This is a genomic window from Sporosarcina sp. BP05, from assembly GCF_014282005.1.
Classification (GTDB): Bacteria; Bacillota; Bacilli; order Bacillales_A; family Planococcaceae; genus Sporosarcina.
In genome coordinates, this window is sequence record NZ_JACFTD010000006.1 from 44,261 (window position 1) to 69,401 (window position 25,141).

The 25,141-nt window shown below is 39.2% G+C and carries 20 protein-coding genes; 18 read left to right on the top strand and 2 right to left on the bottom strand.

Translation table 11 applies throughout. From position 1 onward, the window contains the following. From H2672_RS08705 to H2672_RS08775, 14 genes are all read left to right on the top strand, one after another. Positions 1-1,056, top strand: a complete 1,056-nt coding sequence (locus H2672_RS08705; RefSeq protein WP_186670924.1) for a FecCD family ABC transporter permease — start codon at positions 1-3, stop codon at positions 1,054-1,056. Further along, on the top strand, positions 1,053-2,090 hold the full coding sequence (locus tag H2672_RS08710; protein ID WP_186670925.1) for a FecCD family ABC transporter permease: 1,038 nt from the start codon (positions 1,053-1,055) through the stop codon (positions 2,088-2,090). The genes H2672_RS08705 and H2672_RS08710 overlap by 4 nt, the downstream gene beginning before the upstream one ends. 106 nt (positions 2,091-2,196) lie before the next feature. Beyond that, positions 2,197-3,180: an iron-hydroxamate ABC transporter substrate-binding protein gene (locus tag H2672_RS08715; RefSeq protein WP_186670926.1), complete on the top strand. Its 984-nt coding sequence runs from the start codon at positions 2,197-2,199 to the stop codon at positions 3,178-3,180. A 140-nt stretch (positions 3,181-3,320) separates the two neighbouring features. Beyond that, positions 3,321-4,304: an ABC transporter substrate-binding protein gene (locus H2672_RS08720; protein ID WP_255485617.1), complete on the top strand. Its 984-nt coding sequence runs from the start codon at positions 3,321-3,323 to the stop codon at positions 4,302-4,304. Positions 4,305-4,429: 125 nt separating this feature from the next. Further along, positions 4,430-6,145, top strand: coding sequence for an ABC transporter ATP-binding protein (locus tag H2672_RS08725; RefSeq protein ID WP_186670927.1), 1,716 nt, complete (start codon positions 4,430-4,432; stop codon positions 6,143-6,145). Between the two features lie 336 nt (positions 6,146-6,481). After that, positions 6,482-7,540 carry an NAD(P)/FAD-dependent oxidoreductase gene (locus tag H2672_RS08730; protein WP_186670928.1) on the top strand — a complete coding sequence of 353 codons (1,059 nt, stop codon included), beginning with the start codon at positions 6,482-6,484 and terminating at the stop codon, positions 7,538-7,540. A gap of 49 nt (positions 7,541-7,589) precedes the next feature. Further along, positions 7,590-8,582 (top strand): ABC transporter substrate-binding protein, encoded by a 993-nt coding sequence (locus tag H2672_RS08735; RefSeq protein ID WP_186670929.1) that lies wholly within the window; start codon positions 7,590-7,592, stop codon positions 8,580-8,582. A 655-nt stretch (positions 8,583-9,237) separates the two neighbouring features. Beyond that, a complete protein-coding gene (locus H2672_RS08745; protein WP_186670930.1) occupies positions 9,238-10,020 on the top strand; it encodes a SurA N-terminal domain-containing protein in 783 nt (260 codons plus the stop codon). A gap of 238 nt (positions 10,021-10,258) precedes the next feature. Further along, complete coding sequence (locus H2672_RS08750; RefSeq protein ID WP_186670931.1) at positions 10,259-11,791, top strand: DEAD/DEAH box helicase; 1,533 nt, start codon at positions 10,259-10,261, stop codon at positions 11,789-11,791. 29 nt (positions 11,792-11,820) lie between these two features. Further along, positions 11,821-12,603 (top strand): YqhG family protein, encoded by a 783-nt coding sequence (locus H2672_RS08755; protein WP_186670932.1) that lies wholly within the window; start codon positions 11,821-11,823, stop codon positions 12,601-12,603. A gap of 165 nt (positions 12,604-12,768) precedes the next feature. After that, positions 12,769-14,157: a plasmid pRiA4b ORF-3 family protein gene (locus tag H2672_RS08760; RefSeq protein ID WP_186670933.1), complete on the top strand. Its 1,389-nt coding sequence runs from the start codon at positions 12,769-12,771 to the stop codon at positions 14,155-14,157. 38 nt (positions 14,158-14,195) lie between these two features. Then, positions 14,196-14,711 carry a hypothetical protein gene (locus tag H2672_RS08765; protein ID WP_186670934.1) on the top strand — a complete coding sequence of 172 codons (516 nt, stop codon included), beginning with the start codon at positions 14,196-14,198 and terminating at the stop codon, positions 14,709-14,711. Between the two features lie 410 nt (positions 14,712-15,121). After that, a complete protein-coding gene (locus tag H2672_RS08770) occupies positions 15,122-15,457 on the top strand; it encodes a hypothetical protein (RefSeq protein ID WP_186670935.1) in 336 nt (111 codons plus the stop codon). Further along, on the top strand, positions 15,444-16,082 hold the full coding sequence (locus H2672_RS08775) for an O-methyltransferase (RefSeq protein ID WP_186670936.1): 639 nt from the start codon (positions 15,444-15,446) through the stop codon (positions 16,080-16,082). The genes H2672_RS08770 and H2672_RS08775 overlap by 14 nt, the downstream gene beginning before the upstream one ends. Positions 16,083-16,312: 230 nt before the next feature. Here the strand turns inward: H2672_RS08775 and H2672_RS08780 are convergent, their stop codons facing one another. Continuing rightward, positions 16,313-16,876, bottom strand: coding sequence for a recombinase family protein (locus H2672_RS08780; protein ID WP_186670937.1), 564 nt, complete (start codon positions 16,874-16,876; stop codon positions 16,313-16,315). 120 nt (positions 16,877-16,996) lie between these two features. On the opposite strand from H2672_RS08780, the gene H2672_RS08785 reads away from it, so the two are divergent. The 3 genes from H2672_RS08785 to H2672_RS08795 all read left to right on the top strand — a co-directional run bounded on the left by H2672_RS08785 (position 16,997) and on the right by H2672_RS08795 (position 20,944). After that, on the top strand, positions 16,997-18,406 hold the full coding sequence (locus H2672_RS08785) for a SulP family inorganic anion transporter (protein ID WP_186670938.1): 1,410 nt from the start codon (positions 16,997-16,999) through the stop codon (positions 18,404-18,406). Positions 18,407-18,419: 13 nt separating this feature from the next. Beyond that, positions 18,420-18,833 (top strand): universal stress protein, encoded by a 414-nt coding sequence (locus tag H2672_RS08790; protein ID WP_186670939.1) that lies wholly within the window; start codon positions 18,420-18,422, stop codon positions 18,831-18,833. An 812-nt stretch (positions 18,834-19,645) separates the two neighbouring features. Further along, complete coding sequence (locus tag H2672_RS08795; RefSeq protein WP_255485618.1) at positions 19,646-20,944, top strand: MFS transporter; 1,299 nt, start codon at positions 19,646-19,648, stop codon at positions 20,942-20,944. Positions 20,945-21,177: 233 nt separating this feature from the next. Here H2672_RS08795 and H2672_RS08800 read toward each other — a convergent pair whose 3' ends face one another. After that, positions 21,178-22,242: a M24 family metallopeptidase gene (locus H2672_RS08800; protein WP_186670940.1), complete on the bottom strand. Its 1,065-nt coding sequence runs from the start codon at positions 22,240-22,242 to the stop codon at positions 21,178-21,180. A gap of 282 nt (positions 22,243-22,524) precedes the next feature. Here H2672_RS08800 and H2672_RS08805 point away from each other — a divergent pair, with 282 nt between their 5' ends. Continuing rightward, positions 22,525-25,131, top strand: coding sequence for a cation-translocating P-type ATPase (locus H2672_RS08805; RefSeq protein ID WP_186670941.1), 2,607 nt, complete (start codon positions 22,525-22,527; stop codon positions 25,129-25,131). Positions 25,132-25,141: the final 10 nt, after the last annotated feature.

Sequence of the window (25,141 nt, forward strand, 5' to 3'; positions counted from 1 at the left end):
ATGTCTGCTTCAGCGGAAGTTTCTGCCAAGATAGAAAAGTTAACGGAAATTAAGAAACACTCACATCCAATTGTTGCGGTAGTTGTTTTATTTGGAGGTATGTTTGCATTACTGGTTGCGATAGGTCTTTCCATTTCATTTGGAGCTGCGGACATAAAGTTAGCAACTGTTTGGACAGCTGTGTTTCAATTTGATCCTGATCTAACGCAGCATCAAATTATTCGAGAAATACGTATGCCGCGCGTTCTTGGTGCAGCAATAGTTGGATCATGTTTTGCCGTATCTGGTGCACTAATGCAGGGAATGACTCGAAATCCACTAGCAGATTCCGGTCTTTTGGGCCTGAATGCCGGTGCTGCATTTATGCTCGCACTCTGCTTTGCTTTATTACCCGGCCTTCCATATATGTACCTAATCATGTATTCCTTTTTAGGTGCTGGTTTAGGTGTTGGGATCGTGTATGGAGTAGGTTCGATGTCACGAGGCGGTTTGACACCGATGCGACTTGTCCTTGCTGGAGCTGCAGTAAGCGCATTGTTAGGAGCACTTAGCGAAGGAATTGCTCTTTATTTTCGTATTGGGCAAGATTTAGCCTTTTGGTATGCCGGTGGTGTATCGGGTACGAAATGGGTTCATCTCCAAATCATGTCCCCATGGATTCTCGTTGCGATGATTGGTGCACTCATTCTTTCTCGTTCGATCACACTCTTAAGCCTTGGAGAAGAGGTGGCAATTGGACTAGGTCAACGAACAAAGACGATTAAATTAGTTGGGATGATTATCGTGCTTATCCTAGCTGGAGCTGCTGTTTCTGTAGTAGGGGCGGTTGGTTTTTTTGGATTAATCGTTCCTCATCTTACCCGTTTTCTAGTTGGTCATGATTATCGTTGGATTATACCTTGTTCAATTGTGCTTGGTGGTCTGTTAGTTGTTTTAGCTGATCTCGGAGCAAGAATGATTAATCCTCCGTATGAAACGCCAATTGGCGCATTGATTGCTTTAATTGGGGTACCGTTCTTCCTGTATCTTGCACGAAAAGGGGGAAAAGAACTATGAAAGAAAAGAATAATAAGACTCATACCCAACATAGGGCAAAGACTAAAAATCTGATAATCATCGGTGTTCTAGGATTGCTCATTGTCGTTGCGTTCATGATTAGCATGAATACGGGCTTTATTAAATTGACACCGCTTGAAGTGATCCGCACGCTATTTGGACTAGGAACGGAAAAACAACATCTAATATTATTTGAATTTCGTTTACCGCGTATAATTATTGCGGTATTGGTAGGGATGGGACTGGCAGTATCTGGCTGTGTGTTACAAGGGATATCCCGCAATGCTTTGGCGGATCCAGGCATATTAGGAATCAACGCAGGTGCAGGACTAGCCGTCATGTTATTTATATCTTTTTTTCCATCAACTGCAGCAACACCTGTCTTTTTACTTCCTGTTTTGGCGTTTTTTGGGGCAGGGGTAACAGCAGTAATCATTTATTCGTTAGCTTATAAACGACATGAGGGAATTTCACCTATGCGGTTACTACTCACAGGTGTGGCAGTTGCAGCCGGTATTAGTTCGGCCATGATTGTTTTAACACTGCGCTTAAGTCCAGAAAATTATCAATTTGTTGCTACTTGGTTAGCGGGCAGTATTTGGGGGTCAAATTGGAAATTTGTATTGTCCTTGTTGCCATGGATTCTCGTTTTAATTCCATTTGTATTTTCGAAAGCACGTGTATTAAACGTACTAAATTTAGGAGACTTAACAGCTACTGGCTTAGGTGCTTCGATTGAGAAAGAGCGTCGAATATTACTTGCTGCAGCAGTTGGATTAGCGGGAGCTAGCGTATCAGTTAGTGGTGGTATCGGATTTGTGGGGCTGATTGGTCCTCATTTAGCACGTCAACTAGTCGGGTCCAGACATCAATTTTTAATACCAGCTGCAGCTTTAACAGGGGGGCTGTTAGTCCTTGTAGCGGATACACTTGGTCGTTGGATACTACAGCCATCAGAGATTCCAGCTGGAATTGTCGTCGCTGTGATTGGGGCGCCGTACTTCCTTTACCTACTATCGCGCTTGAAAGATTGATATAACCCATCGTCTGTTATAAACATCCACTCGTTACCTGGCAATTGCAGGGCGGTGTTAATCTTATTTTTTTTTGACAAAAAACGAATAGTAGGAGAATGAAACTATGTTAAATAATAAAAAAAGAAATGGTATCATGTCTAGTTTTTTAGTACTATCACTATCTTTAGCAGGGTGTAGCGATAGTGGTGAAAATGTAACACAAACCAAAGACAACGAAAAAAAACCGGCAACCGAAGAACTTTCCACAGAACGTATACTAACAGATGCTATGGGGCATGAAGTGACCATTCCTGCAAATCCGAAACATATTATTGCTTCCTATTTGGAGGACAATTTAGTTGCACTCGGTATTACACCTGCTGCTCAGTGGTCCATTAATGATGGTGCGGGGCTCCAAGATTATCTACAAGTCTATTTAAAAGATGTACCAACGATACCTTCAGAACTTCCATTTGAGGTCGTGGCGAGTTTTACTCCGGACTTAATTATTATGAGCTCAGCGCAAGAAGTTGAAGGATCGAAATACGATCAATATGCCAAAATTGCTCCTACTTATGTTGTTGAAGTAGAGAATAATAGCGATTGGCGAGAAAAGTTATTAAGTGTAGGTGAGATTTTTGAAAAGACGGATGAAGCCAAACAAGTATTAGAAGTATATGAAAAGAAAGCAACAGAATCAAAGAAGATTATACAGGACTCGATTGGCTCTGAATCAGCTGCTGCTATTTGGCTCGTAAATAATAACTTTTACATCGTAAGCGAAAATGTATCTAGTGGGGCAGTGTTATATGGTGATCTTGGTCTTTCAACTCCAAGTGTAGTCAAAGAAATTTCAAGCACCGCCACAGGAAATTGGTCGGCAATTTCCTTAGAGCGATTAGCTGAACTTGATGCAGATCATATTTTCTTGATTAATAGTGATAAAGGAAATGGCGCAGAAATGTTAAAAGACCCTGTGTGGCAGAATATACCTGCTGTAAAAAATGGTCATATTTATGAATATGGTGCTGAGACTAGCTGGTTATATTCAGGGGTGATTGCAAACACGCAAATTATTGATGGTGTTGTGGAATCCCTTACCAAATAAAACCAGTTACTGAGTTAAATATCTTTATCTCAATATCTAGTTCATATTAATACAAGGACAACTAAAATTGACATAGTTGGATAAATGCATTAACTTGTTAATGATAATGAAAATCATTATCATTTAAGGGGGGATTTCCGTTGAAGAATAAATCTAATCTCGTTTTTTGTCTGTTACTCGTTATGTTAGCTATGATGATTGCCGCTTGTGGTAGTACGAGCAGTCAAACATCTGATAGTAAGAAAGGTACGGAAGAGGCAAAGAATGATAAGGCTGAAAGTGAACAACCAGAAACAAGAATTGTTAAAACAATCCACGGCGATATTGAGATACCGACAAACGCAAAAAGAATTGTTGTAGATAGCTATTTACCTACACTACTTATACTTGGAGAAAAACCTGTTGGCGCAACAAAAACAGATCTTGAGAACGTTCATATTCAAGATTTAATAGTTGGAATTGAGAGTACTGGTGAGAGTGCTGTGGAAACAATATTGAATCTAAACCCAGATTTGATTATTAGTGCGGATTCTGAAAAAAGTACATATGAGAAATTTTCCAAAATGGCGCATACAGTGATCATTCCTTACGAAACATATGGTGATGCTTACGAGGAAGTAAGAGCAATTGGAGAGATGCTAGGGAAGGGAAAAGAAGCAGAAGAATGGCTGACTACTTTTGATGAGAAAATTCAACAACAAAGGGATAAAGTCAAGGCGGTAATGGAAGAGGGCGAAACAGTTTCTATCTTCGGCGCATTCGGTAAAGACTCGTATATCTATGGAGATGGTATTTATCGAGGTGGGCAAGCAATCTATAAACATCTTAAGTTAACTCCGCAAGAGCGTATTAAAAAAGAGTTAATAGATACTGGAGAAACATTCAAACAAGTTTCCTTTGAAGTACTAACTGATTATGGTGGTGATTATATCTTTTTCGATCAATCACATGGTGGTACGTTAGATAAAGAGGATCCTGTTTGGGAATCTGTAGATGCAGTCAAAAAGAATAATGTTTTCTATCTTGATGCCAAACGGTTTTGGCCATATGATCCGATAGCCGTGTTAGCGCAAGCAGAAGAAGTAGCGGATATGCTTGTTGCTAAGAAAAAGGGAGAAAAGTAATTCATATAGAAGAGGCTAGTTCTGAATGGGGTTTGATGTCAGACCTAGCCTCTTATCATTTTCGCCGAAAGAATTGTTGATGAATGCTCTACACTAAACCAATAATGTAAGGAGCGTGATACCTAGTGCTAAAACGTTTTTTCTCTTATTACATACCGTATAAAAAGCTTTTCATTTTGGACTTTTCATGTGCAGTCATTGCCGCGTTACTAGAGCTAGCCTTTCCACTAGCAATCCATCGTGTAGTGGATGATTTGTTACCCAGCTCAAACTGGACCTGGATTTTATGGGGATGCGTCTCGTTACTTGGAATTTATATTATCAGTGCGGCTCTCCATTATGTTGTCACTTACTGGGGCCATAAGCTGGGCATTAATATAGAGTCGGATATGCGAAAAGATCTCTTCACGCATGTACAGAAGTTATCGTTCCGATTTTTTGATAATAATAAAACAGGTCATTTGGTTTCTAGAATGACAAACGATTTGATGGATATTGGTGAAATCGCACATCATGGACCTGAGGATTTCTTCATAGCACTTATGACGCTCACTGGTGCATTTGCAATTATGTTCACGATAAACCCAGAATTAGCTGTACTCACTTTTATTATTGTTCCACTTATTATTAGTCTTTCTTTGTACTTCAGTAAGAAAATGTCTGTAGCATTTAGCCGCTTCTTTACGGATATTGCAGATTTTAATGCACGTGTAGAAAATAATGTGAGTGGAATGCGCGTTGTTCAAGCATTTTCAAATGAAGACCATGAAATTGCTCAATTCAATGAAAACAACGTTCGTTTTCGTGATTCAAAATTAATTGCGTATCGTGTTATGGCTTGGAATTCATCGATTAGCTATATTCTCATGAAAGTTGTCACATTGTTTGTTCTACTATGCGGAACATGGTTTGTTATCAATAAAGACATGACATACGGAGAGTTCCTTGCCTTTATTCTACTGTCGAATGTGTTTTTAGGACCGATTCAGCAAATCAATGGCGTTATTGAAATGTATCCTAAAGGAATTGCTGGATTCAAGCGATTTACTGAAATGCTAGATACAGAGCCAGATGTAGCAGATGCTCCAGATGCAATGGATGTCGGGCATTTGGAAGGGGATATAACGTTCCAGGACGTATCGTTTGGTTATGAAGGTAAAGATAATGTGTTGGAGAATATTAATCTAACGATTCGTGCGGGAGAAACAGTGGCCCTTGTTGGACCATCAGGTGCTGGAAAAACGACGATTTGTAGTCTTTTGCCTCGGTTTTACGATATAAAAGAAGGGTCTTTACTGATTGATGGAATTGAAACTAGAAAAATGACCCTTTCCTCTCTCCGTGCTCAAATAGGAATTGTCCAACAAGATGTATTTCTTTTTGATGGATCGATTCGAGAGAATATCGCGTATGGCGATTTAGATGCTTCTGAAGAAGAGGTATGGGAAGCAGCAAAAAGAGCCCAGTTGGAAGATATTATTCTTTCTCAATCAGAAGGAATGGATACGATGATAGGAGAGCGTGGTGTTAAACTTTCGGGTGGACAAAAACAGCGTATTTCTATAGCTCGAATGTTTCTGAAAAACCCATCTATCCTTATTTTAGATGAAGCTACATCAGCACTTGATACTGAAACTGAGGTCGCAATTCAACAGGCTTTAACTGAGTTATCTATTGGGCGCACAACACTTGTGATTGCACACCGATTAGCAACGATTAAAAATGCAAATCGGATAATTGTTGTGACAGAGGATGGCATTGTAGAGCAAGGAAGTCATGCTGAGTTGTTAGATGTACAAGGAGCTTATAGCAGGCTTCACCAAGCTCAATTTGGAGTCTGACAGTGGAGCGGGAGAAGTGCCTCTGGAAATTCAACTAAACATTTTGCTATTAACTAGAGCAGATCAAACGAAGTGATTTCGTGAAGGGAGCTAACAAAGTAGTTATTTTATACTTTGTTAGCTTTTTTAGGATAGTGACAATAGCTGTGAGTGGGTGCAACAAAGAATACATCATATTAGTTGAGTTTTTCAGAAAAGGATTGTAAACGGGTTCATTATGTCTTATACTAAAAATAATGAGAACGATTATCATTATCAACTAAAAAGAGTGGGTACTAAAATAGTATTGGCGAGTCGTACAAAGCATAACAACAACCTAAAAAAGGGGCGTTCATAATGAACTCAGAACAATTATATGATGTAACAATTATTGGTGGTGGCCCAGCAGGACTTTTTTCGGCTTTCTATAGTGGTTTAAGGGAAATGAAAACAAAGATAATCGAGTTCCAACCTTATTTAGGCGGAAAAGTGCATGTCTATCCGGAGAAAATGATTTGGGATATTGGGGGGCTTACACCTGTTACGGGAGAACGACTGATTGAACAAGTAATTCAGCAAGGACTAACTTTTGAGCCCGAGCTTGTATTAGGTGAAAAAGTGACGTCGATTAACAAAGATGAAGATGGAAACTTTGTTATTCAGACATCTACGAACCAAAAGCATTTATCCAAAACTGTCATTTTAGCTGTTGGTGGGGGAATATTGAAACCAACAAAATTAGAAATTGAAGGCGCTGAACGTTTTGAAGTTTCAAATTTGCATTATACGGTAAAATCTCTTGCACGTTTTAAAGGGAAAACCGTATTGATTTCCGGAGGCGGAAATGCTGCTGTTGACTGGGCGAATGAGTTGGAACCGATTGCGGAAAAAGTCTATTTAACTTACCGGAAAGATATGTTGAAAGGGCATGAGGCAGAAGTATCAAGACTATTCAATAGTTCTGTCGAGTGCTTATTGAATACATCAATCCAAAAACTCATTGCAGCAAGTGACCACGAAACCATTGAGAAGGTGGAGTTAGTTAACGGAGAAGATGGAAATGTGATTCAGCTGTCTGTTGATGAAGTGATTATTAATCATGGCTATGATCGTGATAAAGAGTTGACCGCAAATAGTGGATTGGATATAGAAATGGCGAATGAATATAGTATTGCAGGCAGTCCCATGAGTGAAACATCTGTACCAGGGCTCTTTGCAGCAGGAGATATTTTGAATCACGAAGGGAAGCTTCATTTAATAGCAGGGGCGTTTCAGGACGCGGCAAATGCTGTGAATAAAGCAAAGCAGTATATCGCGCCAGAAGCTTATGGGCACGGAATGGTCTCTTCACATAATGACATCTTTAAAGAGAAAAATCGTGAATTAGTCAAACATTTATATGCAGTGAAAAACTAACTTTGTATAGCGGGGCATTGCCAGTTAGGTAAAAATGGAGGAACAAAAGATGGGTACGAAACAAATAGCTTACAAATTATTAATAATAATGCTTCTATCATTAGTGCTTGTTGCTTGTTCTAACAATCAATCGAGTAAAAATGATGCAAAGATAGAGGAGGCAACTTCTAAAGGAGATGCCGTACAAAAAGAACCTTCTACTCGCTTGTTTACGGATGCGATGGGACGTAAGGTAGAGTTGCCTGCCAATCCAAAACGCATTATCGCCCATTTTTATGCATCTGAAATGATTGCCATAAATCAACCAATTATCGGTACAAATTTTATTAACGCGAGTGAAGTACTTACGGAAGTACAATTAAAAGGAATTGAAGATATCGGGGGGGATGGCGTAGCACCAAATTTGGAGAAAACTTTAGCACTTAACCCCGATTTAATTATCGTCCCAAACTTTTTGGAAGCATCTGATCTTGAGGAACTGTCTAAAATTGCCCCAACTGTAGCAATAGATTATAGTAGTGATGTAATTTCCCGGCTAAAGACATTAGGTGAAATCATTGGGAAACCTGAAGATGCCGAAAAATGGATTACCGATTATACGGCAAAAGCTGAAGAGAAACGTGATGAAGTCAAGCCTTTAATCGCTCCGGGTGAAACAGCTTCTGCTTTTATTATCTATGAAGGTAAACAACTATATGTATACGGTCCCCAACGGTTAGGACCGATTATGTACGATGCACTTGGATTTACAATGCCTCCAAAGGTCGAAGAAATGTTCCTAGATAAAAAAGATTCTTTGTGGGAAATGATATCGCTCGAAGTACTCCCTGAATTTGCCGGAGATCGAATATTCCTAATCGCTTCAGATGATAGTGAAGAGTCAAAACAAATGATTGAGGAAGTTATCAATGGACCAATTTGGAAGGGAATTCCGGCTGTGAGAAACGGTAAAGCCTATGTTGTTGAAAGTAGATGGGCGTTTAATGACCCATTAACATTGGACTGTTTATTAGATGAAATGCCGAAGACGATTTCACGATAGTAGAATTTTTGCTATTTAGTTAGAAAATGATTTAAAATGGCTGGCTTTTGCGGTAGTCAGAAGTAAGTAGGTATAATTAGTGTTAGAAATACTTTTCCTTTTTTATTCGTAGGTAAAAAAAGAGCTGTCTCCAAGGCCTGTTATTGGGCATTGAAGACGGCTCTTTTTCGATAATCGTATGGCGATCCTTCATCCGTCGCGCTCAAATGCTTAAGTTCACGAAGTGCTGAAGCATTTGGGGACGAATGAATAGAGGTGCATCTACCTGGATAAAAGCCGCCAAAGATGAAATTTTGGCGGCTGAAACTTTCTTCAGCGGCTAAGCTAGAAACAAGAATGCCGTTTACTTGTAATAGCCATGTGTATTTTGCAGCAAATCAAGATTTCTTTTCTCCAAATAATGATTGCATACATCCCAGAATGATCCCAATTGTTGCGAAGTTACAAAATGAAACAAGAAATGTTGAAACAACAGCTTCTGTAAGCCCTTTTCATTAGTTTTTTATGCAAGTAAATGGTTAATCAACAGACGTGCATCCAGATGTCAATTTTGTGTCGTGGAGGGATATGGGTTTATCTTTTGATGAATGTTCGTTAAGATACAAACTAAGCTTAAGAAATAAAGAGTGGCAGATTTGAAAGGGGATTACACGATATGAAGTTAAAAAAAGTACTAGTTCCGTTTTTAGCAGGTGCGCTAGCATTAAGTTTAGCTGCTTGCGGTGGAGAAGATATAGCGGCAACAGATAAAAATCCCCAAGCAGAAACAAAACAAGAAGCTACTAAAGACCAAGCTACTAAGGAACAAGAAGCATCTGCAAAGGAGATGCAAGCCAAGCTAGCTGAACAGCAAGTGGACAACAACAAGATCGTGGCTGTTGTAAATAAGGAAGAACTTACAGGTGAGGAATATAACGCGGCATTGACATCAATTCAAAGTCAAATGCAACAAATGGGACAAGACCCTTCGAGCAAAGAATCAGCGGAACAAGTAAAAATGCAAGCACTTGATATGCTGGTTAATCAGACATTGATTCTTCAAAAAGCAAAAGAAGCGAAAATAAAAGCATCTACATCTGAAATTGATGAAGAGTATTCAGCATTTGAAAAGCAATTAGGCGGCGAAAAAGAAATGAAGAAAGTTCTCAAAGCTCAAAGTATGGATGTAAAAACATTTAAAGAAAAAATCGCGGATTTCATCATAGCTGAAAAGTACCAAGATAAGGTAGCACCAGCGGGAAAAGTAACGGATAAAGAAATTAAAGAATACTACGATCAAGCTGCGTCTGCATCAAAAGAAGCGGGACAAGAGTTACCACCGCTTGAAGAAGTAAGTGAGGAAATCCAAGGGATACTTAAACAAGAACAACAACAGAAGTTACTTGCTACACATGTAGAAGAGTTAAAAGCGGTTGCTGAAATTGAGTTGAAAATTTAACTCGATTTGGTGTAAACAGGAACTGGAAATTAGGATTTACGAACAGGTGAATACTTCGGAAGTCAATATTGATAAACAAAAAGACATGGAATGCTTAACCTTGTGGGTTTAGCGTTTCATGTCTTTTTGAGTTTTTAAGCAATATAGTGGTTTAAATTCGAACTTCACTTCATTAAACATAGGAACTTCTTTTTGGGACAACCTAATAACAAAGAAAAAGTCAAATGAGGTGATCGTTATGATAATTGAAAAGTCGTCTGAGTGGAAAGAAGGCTTTACAGAGCGACTGGAGAATCGGGAAGCATGGGATAATTGGACTTTATATAGGATGAGTTATGAGGCAGTAAAAACGAACTTGATTACAGATTTCAATGGCCTTCAATCACCTAAGTATTTACCCAATCTTACGCCTCTTGCCCATCAATTGAAAGTGGCAGAAACGGTCATTGAAAGGATGAATGGCAAAGCAATACTTGCTGACGAAGTGGGGCTCGGTAAAACCATTGAAGCGGGTTTGATCTTGAAAGAGTATTTAGTAAGAGGCCTTGTGAAGAAAGCGTTAATATTGGTCCCGGCTTCACTTGTCAATCAATGGATTGAAGAACTGAACCAGAAATTTCATATTCCAGCCATGCAGTATAAAAAAAATTACGATTTAAACCATTGTACGATTGTCGTTATGAGTATAGATATGGCAAAAAGAAGCCCGCACAAAGAAAACATCTATGATCAAGAGTATGATTTAATCATCATTGATGAGGCCCATAAATTAAAGAACCATAAAACTAAAAACTATGAGTTCGTACAAAACTTGAAGAAAAAGTTTTGTTTGTTGCTAACTGCCACGCCAATTCAAAATAACGTATTTGAACTCTTTTATCTCATTTCATTACTAAAACCAGGGCACTTAGGTAATTATGAGACGTTTCAATCGTCGTTTTCCGTAAGTAAACACAATGTGGAACATGATGATTATTTAAAAGAATTGGTAAATCAAGTGATGGTGCGAAATAGAAGACAGGATACTGGAATTGAATGGACAAATCGTCGTGTTCAAATCATACCCATTGATTTTACTCAAGAAGAACAAGAAGTATACGATCTGATTTCAGACCTTAAAAATGTATGTCCCGTTTTTTCGGATGCCTTCTCTATGATAACGTTGCAAAGGGAAATGTGCAGCAGTAAGGAAGCTACATGCATGACGTTAACTAATATGCTGCAAAAATGCATTAAACCAGAAGACATTTCTTATATGGAAGGAATTATTCAAAAGTTGATGGTTTTAGAAGTTAATTCGAAAGCAGAAAAGGCTTATGAAATTATTACAGATGCAAGTGATAAGGTTATACTCTTTACCGAATATCGAGCAACTCAAACCTACTTGCAATGGTATTTACAAACTAAAGGAATCACAAGCGTCCCATTTAATGGCCAATTCAACAAGAATAAACGGGAGTGGATGAAGCAGTTATTTAAAGAGAAAGCGCAGGTGCTAATTGCGACGGAATCGGGGAGTGAAGGGATAAATCTACAGTTTTGTCACCATGTTATTAACTATGATTTACCTTGGAACCCCATGAAGTTAGAGCAACGTATTGGACGTGTCCACCGGTTAGGGCAAGAGCATGACGTTCATATTTACAATTTAGCCATTCAGAATACAATAGAGGACCATATATTAGATTTACTTCATGTGAAAATTGGTGTCTTTGAACAAGTAGTGGGTGAGTTGGATGATATACTATCCGCATTCAAAAAATCCATTTAAGTTGAAAGTACTTGGGGAGGAGGAATTACATGTACCCACAACAGATTCACAGTTATTTACTACAGTTTTTTAATGAAAACAATTGCCAAGTATTAAATGACAATGATCATTATATTAATGTTCAATTAACGATTGAAATGGATAAAAAAATTATGAACAGACCATATTATTGGAGGTACTTAGAAAGTACTGATGGCGAGCCAAATCCAGCGCAACTAACTTTTATCACGGATAAAAATAGGCTTGTTGAAGATATCAAAGGGGAAGTTATACATTTCGGTTCCCCTCGGCTTAGTCAACTGTTTCAAGCAACGAAAGAGATGGGCTCATTTGTCCAGATGTATGAGCGGATAGTAGATAAATTAGAACCGCAAACCATCTTAACACCTTGGTTAGCAGTTAATTATAAAATATCGTATTACAGTGATCAAACGAAAGAAATTCTATATTCGTTAGGTATTAACTTAATGACTGGCGAGGTAAAAGAGGAGTTTCAGGAATTGTTAGGAACGGTAGAATTAACTTCTACTATGTCGGAAAACACCTTTAATTTGCCCTATATTATTAAGCCCATTCGTGCCCTTGAACGATTGGATGGGATAATTGACAACTTCATACAGAAGGCGGATCACACATGGGCTGAAGAAGCGAAGTTGAGATGGCAAAAGGATCGCAAGGTATTAGAATATTTCTATGAAGGGATAGAAAATAAGCCGGATTGTTATGAAACAGAGAAAGAAGCTATGGACCAACAATACGAAGCGAGAATTAAAATTGATATTATAAATGGTGGATTGTTTTATTTGAAGTGAATTGGAGGTAGTTGTGCAAGAAACGATCCCGAATAGGCAAGACCTTTTGCAAGTTCATTGAACATGCGAAAGGTCTTTTCTTCGATGTAGTGGATTATTTACGTTAAAATAGCTAGTAAGAGCTACAATATGAGATTAGATGTAAATAAGAGACGAGGTTGACATATGAAAGCATATATTTTAAAACTATCCTTTGAAGGAATTACGCCTCAAATCTGGAGGCGCATTATTTTACCAGCAGGTGCGACATTTAACCGCTTGCATGAAACAATCCAAAACGTCACAAATTTTCAAAGTACACTTGAGCCGTACCATACCTTTGGAGTGGAGATAGATGATTATTTTATCACTGATAATGAATCGATTTTAGATGAATACAAAGGGAAGGCGTATTACGGTAAAACGGTCAAGCAGCCAGCACGTATAAAAATTGACTCGTATCTTGAAAAACACAGCCATTTCATTTATAACTATGATTTTGGTGACGACTGGCGGATTCTGGTGGAGCTTGAAGAGATTGTAGAGGATTATTATTTTGGCTATCCCTCATTACTTGAAGGAGAGGGAACGGCGCCACCGGAGGATGTTGGCGGTCCGCCAGGCTACGAAGCGTTTCTAAAAGTGTATCAAGATCCGACACATCCAGATTACTTATCCACCTATGCATGGGCGGAGAAGCAGTTCTATTTGCTTCTAGACATTGCTTGGTTGAATGAACGATTAAGAATGGTTAAATACAAAAAGACAGAATGGCAATCTATTGATCATGATAATTATTACGTTCTATCTGATAAATATCGTGGTGCACAGACGGTGAATATCGACGAGCTAGCTAACAAAAACCTTATTATCCAGTATGCTATAGCGTGTACTAAGTTATATGGATTGATTAAGTATCCGAAGTTTTTGGAGATTTACAATGCTCAAAATAAGCCATCTGTATCGAGTAGTGAACTACAGGCATTGTTAGCAGATTCCCATTATGCAAAACTGCTAGAGAAAGAAAGTGTGTTTGCACAAAAGAGGGCATTGAACCATGAAGCCATTGAATATGTCGAGAATTATTCTGCATTTATAGAAGGAACCATAGGCAAGCCATTTTATGTACCTGCAAAAGAAGAGCTATTACTCTACACAGATGATTTATATTATGAAAAGACAAGCCATCAAGAAAGGCTTGGGAAAATGCTTGCGAAAGACTTTTTCGGCGGTAGTACGCTCATGATTAAAGATGAAATTGATAAATTGGTCGGTCAATTACGAGGTGTGGATGTCAATTTCCAAGCAGTAGTGCGTGATTTTTTAGTGCGTTTTGAATGTAAAGATATGAAGCAAATGAATGAATATATGCATGTTATCGCCATGATTGCGAACTCCACGCGCATTTGGGAAAATAGAGGTCATACACCTCATGAACTTGGACAAATGGGGAAACGCCATTTAATGCCGCTACCTAGCACCCCATTTAGCATAATTGAGGGCGGAAGAACGGGCCGGAATGAACCTTGCCCATGTGGCAGTGGGAAGAAACATAAGAAATGTTGCGGAAAATAAAGCACTACTAAAATCGGTTGTTATATGGAGGAAGTAATTTGTATGATCCAACAATTTTTGAAAATCTAAAAGTAGCGTTTGAAAATCAGGTGTATGATTTAGATAATTTAGATCGGAAAATCGCGATTACTAACCGGGTTGATCGAATGGATTTTGCCATTATGGCTCGAGATTTTGCTATTCAATTTACGTTAACCGATCAACCAGACGTGACAGCCGAAATTGTGTTAGGGGCATCTGTAAACGATTTGGCAGGGGAGATATTAGAGTTACCTGGAATGAATCTTGGTTGTTCCTTGTTAGTGCGATTTACCAAACGTATTCAAAATGTAGCCATACAATGCAAACAGATTGACCAAGCACTAACTTCCATTTGGGAAAATGAGATTCAGTTAACGCAAACACTGAGCTTCGTTTATGAACAAGAAGCGTCAAGTTACCTAGACATTATTGAAGTGAAATTTAAGTCTAAATTGAATGAGGAACACATGGGCGACATTGCAGATTTTCTAGATCATGTTCTGGAATCGTTGGAAGTACTGACTGGCCTATAGGCTGCTTGTGCACCCCGAAAATGCGAATAGCGCATTGCTAAATACCGATACTAGCTCCACCCGCCACGCCTCTTTATAATGCGTACCAGTGCGGGGTTTTTTCTTTAATAAAACAAACTAAGCTGAAATACCAAATGTGATTAAGCGCATTACCTTCGGAAAACTGAAACCTCTCAAATCGTGGGTCTATTATCTAATGCCTATCAGAAGTGTAGGGGTGTTAAAATGAGAAGTTAATAGTGAATGGTCCTTACGACGAGCCTTACTACAACCAAAAGTAGTAAGGCTCGCTTTTAATATTGAACTCAAATGAATAAATATTGACGGCGTGTATACGTTTGTATACAATTAATATAATGCCGATTCGTATACGAATGTATACAGATTTGTGCGAAGAAAGGTGATTGCAATTGAGAGAGGAACATATTAAGGGAGAAGGACGTCATCGCGGCAGACCCCACGGTGGAGAAGAGGGCTCGCATCAGCGTGGAGCGAAAACTTTTCGCAGAGGTAGGGCGATTGCTTTTTTGGAGCGAATGCATCTGAAGCGTGCGACTATTAAACAGCAGCTAGATCAACCTGAGTTTCAATCAATCCAGCCGATTTTAGTCGGTGAATTAAAAGCGATAGACATGGTCATTAGTGAATTTATTCAACTATTTGAAATCAATGAGGATGAAATGGCGGATCGCAAGCTAACAGTAGATGCTAATGAGGAAGGGATTGAGTTGGATGAAAAAAATTAACGGTTATATCGATACAGTGTTTACAAAACAAGATGCTCTGTTGGAGGGAGTGATTGCGTCGATTGAGGAAAATGGCATGCCTGCCATATCGGTTTCTCCTTCTTCTGGCAAGCTGCTCACGATGCTAGTTGCCATTTCAGGGGCTAAAAATGTGCTGGAAATCGGTGCGCTTGGCGGTTATAGCGGTATTTGTCTTGCTAGGGGGTTCGGGAGTGAAGGGAAATTGATGTCCCTTGAACTGGAGGAGAGATACGCAACATTAGCGTCCAGAAATCTAGCTAAAGCGGGCTTTGGTGATCAAGTATCGTATAGGACGGGGCCTGCTTTGCAAAGTCTTGAACAACTAGTTGACAAGGGGCAGCGATTTGATTTTTTCTTTATCGATGCGGATAAAGAAAACTATGAAAATTACTTGGCAGCTTGCCTTCGACTTGCGAATGCGGGTGCGTTAATCGTGACGGATAACGTACTGGCTGGCGGAAGTGTGGTGGATCCGGAGGCGAACCCTAAACGCTATACAGAAATAATGAAGACATTCAATGAAACGGTAGCCAATCACCCGCGACTGGAATCGCTTCTTATTCCAATCGGGGATGGGCTGACGATTTCGAAAGTGAAGAAATAAAAGAAGATACACAGCGACATTAACGGGTTCTCCATTTGGAGGACTAAAGCACAAAAGAGCTACGTAAATCACAGACCTATTCGCGATATCGGATGGGTCTTTTTTTGTTGGAGTATAGCTATTCCTATGATTTTAATAGTAATAAAGGCACCAGTTTTAGTAGGAGTTTCTCAGTGTAAACAGGTTGTTGTACAATATGAGATTTCCTGATCATCTTTTGTTTATCTCTACTACTCTTTGCCATCGGATAAGGATGTAGCGCGATCATCCAAATAACGATATAGGGTAGACTTACTAATTCCCGTCGTTTCTTTTATGTCATATAGCGTATAACTCTTACTGTCATACATTGCAAAAGCCAGCTGTAAATTGTCATCTGTTTTTCGTGGACGACCAATCGATTTCCCCTGCTGTTTAGCAGCCTGTAGCGAAAATGTAGAAGAATGGCTTAGAAATTTAGATTGTAAATCTGCAAAAAAAGTTGCGCTTTGAAGTAGTGAAGCTTTTTGTATGGTTTGATTGGTTATTTGTTCATCGACGAAGTGAATGGTGAATTGATCTCGTTCTGCAAGTCGTAAAATATCTAAAAGCTGCTGCAGGGAATCGGCTAATACTGCAATGTTTTGGATGAATAGTTCGTCATCTTTTTGGACAGTCATTAATAAGTGTTCAAGTTCTGTTCTTTTCCTAGCAAGTCCATGTGTCTCTTTAAATAATGTATCAATAACAAGTTCATTTACTTGTTGGGTGCATTGTTGATCAGAGACAATCGGACGGATATATCCATATTTCATTTATTTTACTCCAGTCTTCCCAAAACTATTCACTTATGGGATTAGAAATGTTATGATATCAACATTCTAACACTGGTTTAAGCTTTTTTGTAATTTTAGACATCATGAGAGGGGAACAGTATGTACACTTTAAAACAACAGTGGTTTGGCAATGTGCGTGCCGATATTTTAGCAGGTATCGTTGTAGGACTGGCACTCATTCCTGAAGCATTGGCTTTTGCGTTCATTGTGGGTGTAGATCCACGTGTCGCGTTATATGCTTCATTTACAATTGCAGTCATTACTTCGTTTGTAGGGGGCCGACCTGGTTTAATTTCAGCTGCGACAGGTGCGATGGCTTTAGTGCTCGTCAGTTTAATGGCCAATCATGGTCTACAATATGTACTTGCAGCCACAATTTTAACAGGAATTATTCAATTAATACTCGGGGGACTTGGTGTTGCGAATTTAATGCGCTTCATCCCAAACTCCGTCATGCTTGGATTTGTGAATGCATTAGGGATTATGATTTTTATTACGCAAATGCCCTATTTACTTGGGTCAACTAGTATGACCTACGTATTTGCGATTATTACATTAATTTTAGTGTACGCGATTCCTCGATTTTTCACGGCTATTCCTGCACCTCTTGTTGCGATTGTTGTGATGACAAGTATTGCGCTCATAAGTGGTGTGAAGTTACTGACAATAGGTGATCTAGGGACGATGCCAAATTCACTACCGGCTTTTTTCCTTCCAGATATTCCACTTAACTTTGAAACGTTAAAAATTATTTTTCCTTATTCTGTGGCCTTATCGATTGTCGGTTTATTGGAATCATTACTTACATCCCAAGTATTGGATGATATGACTGATACATCGAGTAATAAAAATAAAGAGGCACGTGGACAAGGGATTGCCAATTTTGTCACTGGTTTTTTCGGTGGGATGGCAGGTTGTGCTTTGATTGGTCAATCGATTATCAATATTAAATCAGGTGGACGGGGACGCCTATCGACATTGACCGCGGGTGTATTTCTACTGTTCTTAATTATCGTTTTAGGTGATATAGTCATCAAAATTCCCATGCCTGTTCTTGTCGGGGTGATGATTATGGTTAGTATTACAACATTTAATTGGGGTTCGTTTAAGTTTCTGAAACAAGCACCTAAATCGGAATCACTTGTTATGCTCATTACAGTTGCGATTATTTTATATACACATAATTTAGCGATTGGTGTTGTTAGTGGTGTTATAGTAAGTGCACTATTCTTTGTTGCCAAAATTTCTCGTGTGACAGTAACGAATGGTTTGGATGGATATAAGGTAGAAGGTCCTTTGTTTTTTGCATCAACTACGAAATTTATTCAGTCATTTGACAACGTTACAGAAAATGAAGTCGTCATTAATTTTGAAAATAGTCAGCTATGGGATGAATCAGCAGTCGGTGCAATCGTTAAAGTGAAACAGAAGCTTGAGCAAAAAAGTGTGAAGGTACAGATTGAAGGGTTAAATTCTTCAAGTGAACAATTGTACAAACGATTAACATAAGGGAGGAATCTACATGAAGATTGCTGTAGCAATTGATGGATCAGAAAATGCTTTACGTGCAGCAAAACATGCTATTACGCTCGCCCAATACTTACCAGAGGCGCATTTAGAAGTTATTTATGTAGCGGATTATGATAAGGCGAGAGATGAGCGGCTGTTATCGCAAAGCCCTGAGAGCTTAACATTAAAGCGAGAGCAAAAAGTGCAACCTATTTTGGAATTAGCAAAAGGCGTCGGAGTGAAGGCGAAGGTTACTATGTTAAAAGGGAATCCAAGTCAAGAAATAATAAAGTATGTGAATTCAGAAGAAATTGACCAACTTGTCATTGGGAGTCGCGGCTTAAATACTCTTCAAGAAATGGTACTCGGAAGCGTCAGTCACAAAGTAATGAAGCATGTGAATTGTCCGATTACGATTGTTAAATAAAGAGAATTCATACCAAGTGCTAAATGATGAGTATGACTGGTGAGAAGTTGAGTATAGAGTACCCGCGCTTACAAACAAATAACAACTTTACCCACCGCGCCACTTCATAATGCGTACCAAGGTGGGATTGTTTAATAGAACAATAAGTCATTACATGGGATATTGAATCCCATAAAAGGTGATTTGTCACTTCAGTTGATTAACCATTTTCTTGCATAAGATATTGGCAAGGTAGGCGTAAAAGTCCTCATTTGACCGACTACGATTCCGGCCACTCTAGTTGTTTGTACAGTGTGTTCCTTGCATGCTTTTAGCAAAGAGTATGCATCTAATCATGTGATACCCTATAGAAAATGACACTTCTTTAAAATAAAAAAGAAAAAACCATAGAGCAAGCATCAGCCGCCAAAATTGCATCTTTGGCGGCTTTTCTCCAGGTAAGAAGTCAGCAATTCTTTCGTCCCAAAAAGCTTTAGCGCTCTGTGTACTTTGGCATTTGGAGCAGGGCGGATGAAGGGCCAACATATGATTACCGAAAAAACTGTGTAGGGATGCGACAAAGTCGTATCCCTACACATTCAGACATCTCGGTAATTGTATAGAAGTCATTTAATCCAAAGCAAACCAAAAGGAATTATTCAGGTTGCGCCCAGTGTGTGATTCTGCTTACTCAACACGTGTGGTGATTTGTTATATAAATCCCTTGTAGTGTACAGAGGGTGTTAAAATGAAGGCACAGACAGTATGTTAGTTGACAACACTTACGTTTGGTCCTATTGGTTTCTTTGAGTTGGTGAAGGGGGAGTTTTCATTTGAGAAAAAAAGACTCGTTAGAGCTAGCACACTATGTAGATTCAGTAGAAGCACAACAAAAGCTCTATAAGCGGTCGCTACTCGTTGTCGTGATGTCACAGATTTTTGGTGGGGCGGGACTTGCAGCTGGGATTACCGTAGGGGCACTAATAGCTAGGGATATGTTAGGCACTGCAAGCTTTGCAGGATTGCCGGCTGCCTTGTTTACGCTTGGTTCTGCGCTTGCAGCGTTCTTAGTTGGCAGGATTTCGCAGCGTTTTGGTCGTCGTTACGGGTTGTCACTTGGGTTCATCACAGGTGGTATCGGTGCGATTGGTGTCATTTTCGCAACAACTATGGACAATGTGTTGTTATTATTTATTTCGCTATTTGTCTATGGTGCAGGGACTTCGACAAATCTACAGGCACGTTATGCTGGAACAGACTTGGCCAGTGAAAAGCAGCGTGCGACTGCGATTAGCATCGCAATGGTGTCAACGACGATAGGCGCAGTGGCAGGACCTAATTTAGTGACGCCTATGGGGAACTTTGCAATGACGCTGGGGATACCGGCTCTAGCGGGGCCATTCATATTAGCGGCGGCCGCGTACCTCGTAGCTGGATTAACGTTGTTCTTTTATTTGCGACCTGATCCATTTCTAGTTGCCAGAGCAATTGCTATAAAGGAGGAAAAACAAGTTGAATCAAACGGTACAGTAGTAAATAAACCACTGCAAATTAAAATAAATCGAATCGGTATTTTTGTTGGTGCAATTGTTCTCGTCTTGTCTCATCTCGTCATGGTTGCGATCATGACAATGACACCAATCCATATGCAAAATCATGGATCTGGACTGACAGTCGTTGGAATGGTGATTAGTCTACATATTGCGGCGATGTATTTACCGTCGCTTGGTACAGGTCTATTAGTCGATAAAGTCGGTCGTACAGTTATGGTCATTGCTTCGGGTGTCACGTTATCAATTGCAGGATTACTAGCAGCCTTTGCTCCAGGTGATTCCCTCGTCTGGTTGACGATTGCGTTGGTAGTGCTTGGTCTTGGATGGAATTTCGGCTTAATCAGTGGAACAGCAATCATCATCGATTCGACTGATATGACAACACGCGCAAAAACACAAGGCACTGTTGATGTGTGGGTTGCTTTAGCTGGAACAGCGGGCAGTATAATGTCAGGAATCATTGTAGCTTACTCAAGCTATGCTGTGTTAGGCTTTCTTGGCATGTATCTTTCGTTGCTGTTAATCCCGCTTATTATTTGGAAACGGTTTAAAGAGAAAAAAGAACATGACAAAACCTAATGACAGAAGCAGGAAAGTCGTGATCCTGCAGCAGTTAGCACATGTGATGGGAAACAATAAAGTTCGAGAGACTTACACCTCATTCTTTTGAATAGAAAACACCGGAAAACCATCGACTAAACGTCGGCAAGCTTCCGGTGTTTTTGAGTGTGATTCAATATAATTCATTCATTTCATATTACATCACTACAGTTAATTTCAGGTGCTTTTCTTTAAATTGTATAACGACCTTGTCACAGAATGATTAACTCTTTTTGAGATTTTGTAATAATCTCGATTCCATTTTTTTTCACGATAATATCATCCTCAATACGCACTCCGCCAAGCCCAGGTATGTAGATGCCCGGCTCTACCGTTAACACCATTCCTTCTACTATATGCTGCTCACAAGTTGGATTCATGAAAATATCTTCATGGATATATAGGCCAATCCCATGTCCCATGCCATGACCATAATAGTCGCCGTACCCTTTATCACTTATCAAATTGCGGGTTAATGCATCCGCTTCTTTCCCTGTCATTCCCACCTTAATGCCCGACAGCGCATTTTCTAGGGCGTCATGAACGATGGCATGGATTTCTTTCAACTTAGGATTGGGTTCTCCGACTGCAATAGTTCGTGTCATATCGGAGCAATACCCAAGGTAATAAGCGCCAAAATCAAGCGTAATCATATCCCCTTTTTCCACTACTTTGTCACTCGCCACACCATGCGGCAATGCGGAACGAATGCCAGATGCAACAATTATATCAAAGGAAGAAGAAGTTGCTCCTAATTTTCTCATATGAAATTCTAATTCATTCGCGATTTCAATTTCAGTTCGCCCAGGTCGAATAAAGGTTACTACATGCGCAAATGCAGCGTCTGAAATTTCAGCTGCCTTTTTCAATATGGCGATTTCGGATTCATTTTTAATCATCCGTAACTCTTCAACTACGTTGGAAACGGGCACTAAATCTGCTTTTATCGATTTAAGCAGCTGGGAATAGTAAAAATAGGATTGATGCTGCTGTTCAAATCCAAGCTTCTTGATCCCAAAACTTTCCGCGAGAGTAGAAATCTCCTCATAAATGATTGCTCGATCTATTTCTTTAACAGTAAAATTCGTAACTTGCGCATTCGCTTGACTGACATAACGGAAATCGACTAATAAATACGCGTCCGCCTTCGTCACGACCACTGTCCCCGCACTTCCAGTGAAATCCGTCAAGTATCTTCGGTTCATCGCATCCGTAATTAGAATTCCGTCAATCCCTAATTCATCAAACATTCCCCTTAACTTCACTAACTTTTCCATTATAAAACCTCCATCAAGTCGTTTTCAAACAGTTCAATACAATAGAAGTATTCCAACTACTAATATGGCATATAATTTGTTTTAAAAATAGTGTTTTGTTCAAGTCTACGCCTTCTTGTTAATTCTAATCATCTAATTTCTACATCGATTATTATCATACTGGAGTAGGACAAGGAATAGTATTGGTAGAGTAGATAGAAAAAATGAGCTGTTTACTATCGAATGCTATTTTCCGGAAATATAGTTGAGAGAATTCACTAGTAGCAGAGAAAGGGGAATCGAATGTCAAAATATCATCAACAAACATCGGTTGAAGTCATGGAAATGCTTGGCGTGACAAATCTAGGATTAAATGATTATGACGTCCAAAAGAGACTAGAGGTTTACGGAACTAATGAATTGGAGGAAGCGAAAAGGACAAGCACCTTCGCCGTTTTCTTTGGACAGTTTAAAGATTTATTGGTCATTATTTTATTGGTTGCGGCTTTCATTTCATTTTTATTAGGTGAAGTAGAAAGTACGATTGTGATTCTGATAGTCGTAATTTTAAACGCAATTCTAGGCACTGTACAGCATGTGAAGGCAGAACAGTCTTTGGACAGTCTGAAAACCTTGACCTCTCCGGTTGCAAAAGTAATGCGGAATAATCAGCTAGTAGAGATTCCTTCAGTAGATATCGTGGTTGGAGATCTTCTCTATTTGGATGCTGGTGATTATATCAGCGCTGACGGCAGATTAGTAGAAGTCTATAATCTGCATGTAAATGAAAGTTCGCTGACAGGTGAATCATTGCCTGTAGCGAAAAGTACCGCGCCCATCGAAGAAAGGCAAATAATCATTGGGGATAAAAAAAATATGGTTTTCACTGGAAGCTTTGTCACCAATGGACGTGGTATTGTCGCTGTAACCGCTATTGGAATGGAAACAGAAATCGGAGAAATCGCAAATCTACTGAATACCGCGAAAGAGAAGAGAACACCTTTACAAGTAAGTCTAGATCATTTTGGAGAAAAATTAGCTTTAGGGATTACGATAATCTGTTTAGCCATTTTCACGATTGATCTATTCAAGGGACGCGAGCTAGTAGATTCGTTTATGTTTGCCGTTTCGCTTGCAGTTGCAGCAATTCCAGAAGCGCTAAGTTCAATTGTTACCATTGTGCTGGCTTTTGGGACGCAAAAAATGGCAAAGGAAAATGCCATTATACGAAAGCTTTATGCTGTCGAAAGTCTGGGGAGTGTATCCGTTATTTGTTCCGATAAAACGGGAACTTTAACTGAAAATAAAATGATTGTTCAACAAGTATTTGTTGATCAAAAAGTCATTCCGCACGATCAACTGCATATAGAAAATGCAATTGAAAAGAAACTTATCCTGCAAGCACTATTATGTAATAACGCCTTGGAAAGAGATCATAAAGAAATCGGTGATCCTACTGAAATTGCACTTGTAAAATTGGGGAAGCAGTACAATCTTGACGAGTTAATCGTAAGAGATCGCTATCCAAGAGTGCTGGAAATTCCTTTTGATTCAGACAGAAAGTTAATGAGTACAGTGAATCAGTTCAATCAGCAAACTATCATGATTACAAAAGGAGCCGTAGATGTACTTTTACCTCAAATTGTGAAAATCGAAACTTCAACAGGGATACTTGCCATTACGGAAGAACATCAAAACAAAATCGAAGAAATGAATCGTGACTTTTCTATGAATGGGTTAAGAGTACTAGCAATTGCTTACAAAGGGGTAAGGAAAAATCAGACAATCGGTGTAGAAGACGAAAGAGATTTAATCTTTGTCGGATTACTTGCGATGATGGATCCTCCGAGAAAAGAGTCAAAATCGGCGGTTGAAAGTTGTATAAAAGCGGGTATTAAACCCGTTATGATTACAGGTGACCATAAAATAACAGCAACTGCGATAGCGAAACAAATTGGTATTTTAAAAGATCCATCAGAAGCAATTGAAGGATATGAAATTGAAGGATTAACCGATCAACAGCTTCAAGAAAAAGTTCAAGATATCTCCGTCTTCGCACGAGTCACACCTGAGCATAAAATTCGTATCGTGAAGGCATGGCAGGAAAAAGGACATGTCGTTGCGATGACGGGGGATGGTGTCAATGATGGCCCTGCCTTAAAACAAGCCGATATCGGTGTGGCGATGGGGATAACTGGGACCGAGGTAGCGAAAGATGCATCTTCCATGATTTTAACGGATGATAATTTTTCGACAATTGTCAAAGCAATTTCGAATGGAAGAAGCCTCTACACGAATATTAAAAACGCCATTCTATTCTTATTATCTGGAAATACAGGCGCTATTTTCGTTGTTTTATATGCCACCGTATTGAGCTTACCTGTTCCCTTTGCACCTGTGCATCTCTTATTTATTAACTTACTAACCGATAGTTTACCAGCCATTGCAATCGGTTTAGAACCGCATAATAAAAACACGATGAAAGACAAGCCTAGAGATATTAACACACCTTTATTAAATAAAACATTTACTACGCAAGTGGTGCTCGAAGGATCATTAATCGCTATTTCTACGATCATTGCTTTTCGACTGGGATTGTCAACGGGAGATACGCTAACAGCAAGCACAATGGCATTTGCAACATTATGTTTGTCAAGATTAGTACATGGCTTCAACTCCAGATCGATAGAATCGATCTTCACAATTGGTCTATTTACGAATAAATTTACTTGGCTCGCATTTTTGATCGGTTTTTTATCTTTACACGCAGTATTATTTATTCCATCGCTTACGGGTGTGTTTGAAGTCGCAACATTAAGTGGGGGACAATTAAGTTATATTTATATCTTGTCCTTTATGCCGTTTTTGGTGAATCAGTGGTATAAAGTGTTATTCGTGAGAAGAAAGTAATACCAATGAA